Annotated in this window: 5 protein-coding genes; 1 reads left to right on the forward strand and 4 read right to left on the reverse strand. The window is 38.9% G+C overall.

Annotated elements, in window-relative coordinates; translation table 11 throughout:
* A partial coding sequence (locus G3KMM_RS01675; RefSeq protein ID WP_129604713.1) for a cutinase family protein occupies positions 1 to 1,700 on the reverse strand: 1,700 nt, incomplete at its 3' end.
* A 205-nt stretch (positions 1,701 to 1,905) separates the two neighbouring features.
* Between G3KMM_RS01675 and G3KMM_RS01680 the strand changes: the two genes are divergently transcribed.
* The gene (locus tag G3KMM_RS01680; protein WP_129604701.1) at positions 1,906 to 2,469 is read left to right on the forward strand and encodes a deoxycytidylate deaminase; all 564 of its coding nucleotides are present in this window, start codon (positions 1,906 to 1,908) and stop codon (positions 2,467 to 2,469) included.
* A gap of 17 nt (positions 2,470 to 2,486) precedes the next feature.
* Here the strand turns inward: G3KMM_RS01680 and G3KMM_RS01685 are convergent, their stop codons facing one another.
* The 3 genes from G3KMM_RS01685 to G3KMM_RS01695 are packed head-to-tail and all read right to left on the reverse strand — an operon-like array spanning position 2,487 to position 3,618.
* A complete protein-coding gene (locus G3KMM_RS01685) occupies positions 2,487 to 3,074 on the reverse strand; it encodes an alpha/beta fold hydrolase (RefSeq protein WP_129604704.1) in 588 nt (195 codons plus the stop codon).
* The gene (locus G3KMM_RS01690; RefSeq protein WP_164998470.1) at positions 3,026 to 3,334 is read right to left on the reverse strand and encodes an esterase/lipase family protein; all 309 of its coding nucleotides are present in this window, start codon (positions 3,332 to 3,334) and stop codon (positions 3,026 to 3,028) included. The genes G3KMM_RS01685 and G3KMM_RS01690 overlap by 49 nt, the downstream gene beginning before the upstream one ends.
* A 56-nt stretch (positions 3,335 to 3,390) precedes the next feature.
* Positions 3,391 to 3,618: a glutaredoxin family protein gene (locus G3KMM_RS01695; RefSeq protein WP_129604710.1), complete on the reverse strand. Its 228-nt coding sequence runs from the start codon at positions 3,616 to 3,618 to the stop codon at positions 3,391 to 3,393.
* Positions 3,619 to 3,675 lie beyond the last annotated feature (57 nt).

Consider the following 3,675-nt stretch of genomic DNA (forward strand, 5'->3'; position numbering starts at 1 on the left):
TGACCATTATATTTTAGGTCTAAGGAATCAAAGCGTGGACGAAGTAGTTGGTTGAGCTGCTGAGTTCGGTTTTCTTGGAGAATGCGCTGGATGATATCATCGGGATCGTGATCGGCATCGAAAATATTTTCAGAGTCAACAGTATTATAAGCCTTAAGATATTTTGAAAGAGACGGATTAAAATTATAAATGAAGGTGGAAAGTTGTTTCTTCTTAATTTGTTGATTAATCAAGTCGGCAAGTGGCTCCTTGTTGTCGTAGTTAAAATTAACTGTTTGGTTTGGAGTTAATAGAAAGAGAAGATGGTTGGCTTTTGTGGTCCAGGGTGCATTAGCGATGACGTCATAGAGTGAATGATCGAGAAGGCGGGGTAAATTGATGTTTGGCAGATTATAGATTCTGCCGCGAAGAATTTTAAGGATTTGATCCCAGCCTTCTGGGCTCATGTCAGTTGTATACATGCTTGCGATATATCTTACGCCTTGTTTGAAGGAAGCTGGGGCGTTTTGATCAAGCTTTTGGGAAAAATAGATAGGTGAGTCTGGGAGACTGGTAGGAAAGAAACCATACTGATATAGGTGAATGTGAAAGTGGTGATTATAAGATTTGTCGAATAATTGATTGAGCAGTAAATATTCCCTGGTGTCACCCGGGTCGGTTAAAAAAGTAGGCAGCATAATAACTAGTTCATTATTAATATGTGAACGTTTAGAGGATTGATGGTGATTGGAATAAAGTTTGGGGAATAGCGAACCAATGTTTAGTTGTTCTGGATGATAATAATGAATGAGTGTTTGCTCCTGTGTGGGTGATTGATTGGATCTTTGTGTGATCTTTTGGTAGATTATCTGGGCTGCTTCTTGATAGGCACCACGTCTCGAGTAGGAAACGTGACCGTTAAAGATGTTGGCGAATATATTATTTTTTGAGCTTTGAGTGGGATCGGATAAGCCCAGAGGATCAAAAGTACTGCCGCAGATAAAATCAGCAATATTACACCAGGCACCGACTTTCTGATGATATTTTGTGTAGACGTAAGGATCTAGCCCACCAAGCAGGCCGTGTTCGACGTAGCAGTCTGGAATATTTTGCCGATATGGAGAAAGGTTTAAACTCTTGCAGGCATCTGGCATAATCCCCTTCCCCTCTGGTAGATAGAGTTTTGGGTCTCCAAAATTTGCGACATAAATAATTTTATCGGGATTAAGATGTCTAATCGCATAAGTTATGACCATGGCTCCTTGCGAATAGCCGGAAAGAATAAATTGGGTGTTTGGACAGGTTTTGGTGACTTGTTGATAGAGATTAGTCAATTCATTAATACCGGCTTTAACGCTTCGTCCAAAGGCATAAGCCTTTCCGCCACTCAGGATAGCCCCAGAGATAACTTTGGGGTCTTTAATACCAATAGCAGGATATGGTTGGCCGAAAGAATTGGATTCTCCCAGTTGATAATACTTATAACTATATTGGGGTAATTTATGAAATATTTCCGACATGGCTTTAGAGAAGGCTCGGTGATCGATATTGGTATGGAGCTCTTCCCCGGAGCCGCGTGCGAAGACGATAAGATAATCGACGCAGGGCTGCGTTGCGGAGGTGGCGTTGGTGGTTAAAGATAGAGACCTTAATGAGAGAAATAAGAATGAAAAAATAATAAGATAAATAAATAACAAAAAGCATCTAAAAGGTCGGCGCATAAGATAGACCCCAAGATAGATTTAGGCTTAGAAAAGGTTAAATCTAGTATGTAGTGATTTTGTGAAGAAAACAAGACTTTAATGAGTGTTTGGTTCTAGGAAATAGTATTTATCTCTGTTTTGTGTTGTAAATAACACTTGTCATAAGCAAGATATAATTGACAGAAGTGTATGACTAGGATAGAGTTTTTAAAAAAGGAGTGTGATGAATTCAGAGATGCAAAAACATAAGGACTGGGATAGCTACTTCATGGGGATTGCCGAGGAAGTGGCAAAACGTTCAAAGGACCCCTCTTCGCAAAATGGATGTGTGATTGTTGATGCACGAAGGCGACCGGTGTCTTTTGGTTATAATGGTACGATTCAAGGGGCAGACGAATCAAAAATGACGCTTTCTGAGCGTCCAATGAAATATTATTTTGCGATTCATTCTGAAATGAATGCGGTCATCTTTGCAGGGCGGGATTTGACCGGCTGTACTTTATACAATAAAATGGCGACCTGCGAAAATTGCTTGAAATATTGTTTACAGGCTGGAATAAAACGTTTTGTATATAAAGAACTACGAGTGGCTTCTTATAGAAGTGGTGAAAAGAAATCAATGACTAATATAGATACGGATGAGGCAATTATTCGACTCTTGGCGTCTTGTCCGGACGTGGAAACATTAAATATTTCAAATGGAAAAACTTACATTCAGGACATTTTAGATACTTATGATAAAGAGTCAGCGGAGTATAAGAATTTAGTTCGTTGGGTGACGGACTAAGTGAAATAAATTTTAGGCTAGAGATAGCTTTGAATAATTTCAGAAAGTTGATCAGGCACTTCATAATTAATGAGGTGGCCCGATTTTTTAATAAAATGTACCTTGGCGTTATATTTTTCAGCAGTTTTTCTGGTTTGTTTTTGGTGGTTGAGTTTATCCTCAGTACCTGCAATAAAATAACACTCTTTATTGAAGTTGAAATCGGATATGGAGTGGGAAACTGAAAATTTTGCAGCCTTAATTTCGTCAGAAATACTGGTGAACTTTTTAGCACATTGATAAGTTAGATCAAGAATTCTTGGAAGTTGTTTCTTGCCAAGCGTACCGATTAAATACTTAGTAACGATGTAACAAACGAGTTTATTGGGGACAAAGGCGATTAAAGGAATGATGGGGCGAAGAAATTTTGGGGTAGGTTCGGAAATGGGGGATAGAAAGAAGACCTTTTGATGAATAAGGTTGGGGTATTTCTCGGCGGTAGCAGCCACAGTGAGTGATCCCATTGAATGGCCGATGAGGATAGGGTGATCTATTTTGTTATTTAGAATATAATCGGCTAGCCAAGTGGCATAAGCGTCGGCGGTGAAATCTTTACAGTGAGTGATCCCATTGAATGGCCGATGAGGATAGGATGATCTATTTTATTATTTAGAATATAATCGGCTAGCCAAGTGGCATAAGCATCGGCAGTGAAATCTTTAAGTTTAGGAAGTGCTTCATCTTGGGTGTTAAAGGCTGGAGGAATGTCTGGACAATAAACTTTGTAGCCAAGGGCTTCAAAGTTATGAATTATGTCAGATAAGCCAAAATGATTGCCGCGAAAACCGTGGACGAATAAAAGTGTAGGCTTCTGCTCTTTCTGCACATCTTCCTTTCTGATTTTAGTTTTTCTTATAATTTCTAGGTGGGATTTTTATAAATTTATTGTTCTTTTAATTGATTTAGGGTCTCAGTAATAGCTTCACGATCAAAACCGATAATCTGAACAGGATTTTTATCCTCGTGATCGGTAATAATAGTGCCAGGGACGGTAGTAATACCAGGCATTGATGCTGCATCAAATTCTTGATACTCGATTCCCTCTTCATTAAGCCAGTTAACTAAGGCGTGACAATAAATACATGTAGGTGTGGTATAAACTTTTATCATAACAGGTTTATTATAGCAGATTTAGAGAGTTTTGGCTTTATCAAGTTGCGGATCTTT

The sequence above is a fragment of the Candidatus Nanosyncoccus nanoralicus genome, assembly GCF_004138405.1.
In the GTDB taxonomy this organism is placed as follows: domain Bacteria; phylum Patescibacteriota; class Saccharimonadia; order Saccharimonadales; family Saccharimonadaceae; genus Nanosyncoccus; species Nanosyncoccus nanoralicus.

Coding starts and splice junctions, on each gene's coding strand:
- G3KMM_RS01680 (WP_129604701.1), top strand. CDS start 1,906: ATGAATTCAGAGATGCAAAAACATAAGGACTGGGATAGCTACTTCATG.
- G3KMM_RS01695 (WP_129604710.1), bottom strand. CDS start 3,618: ATGATAAAAGTTTATACCACACCTACATGTATTTATTGTCACGCCTTA.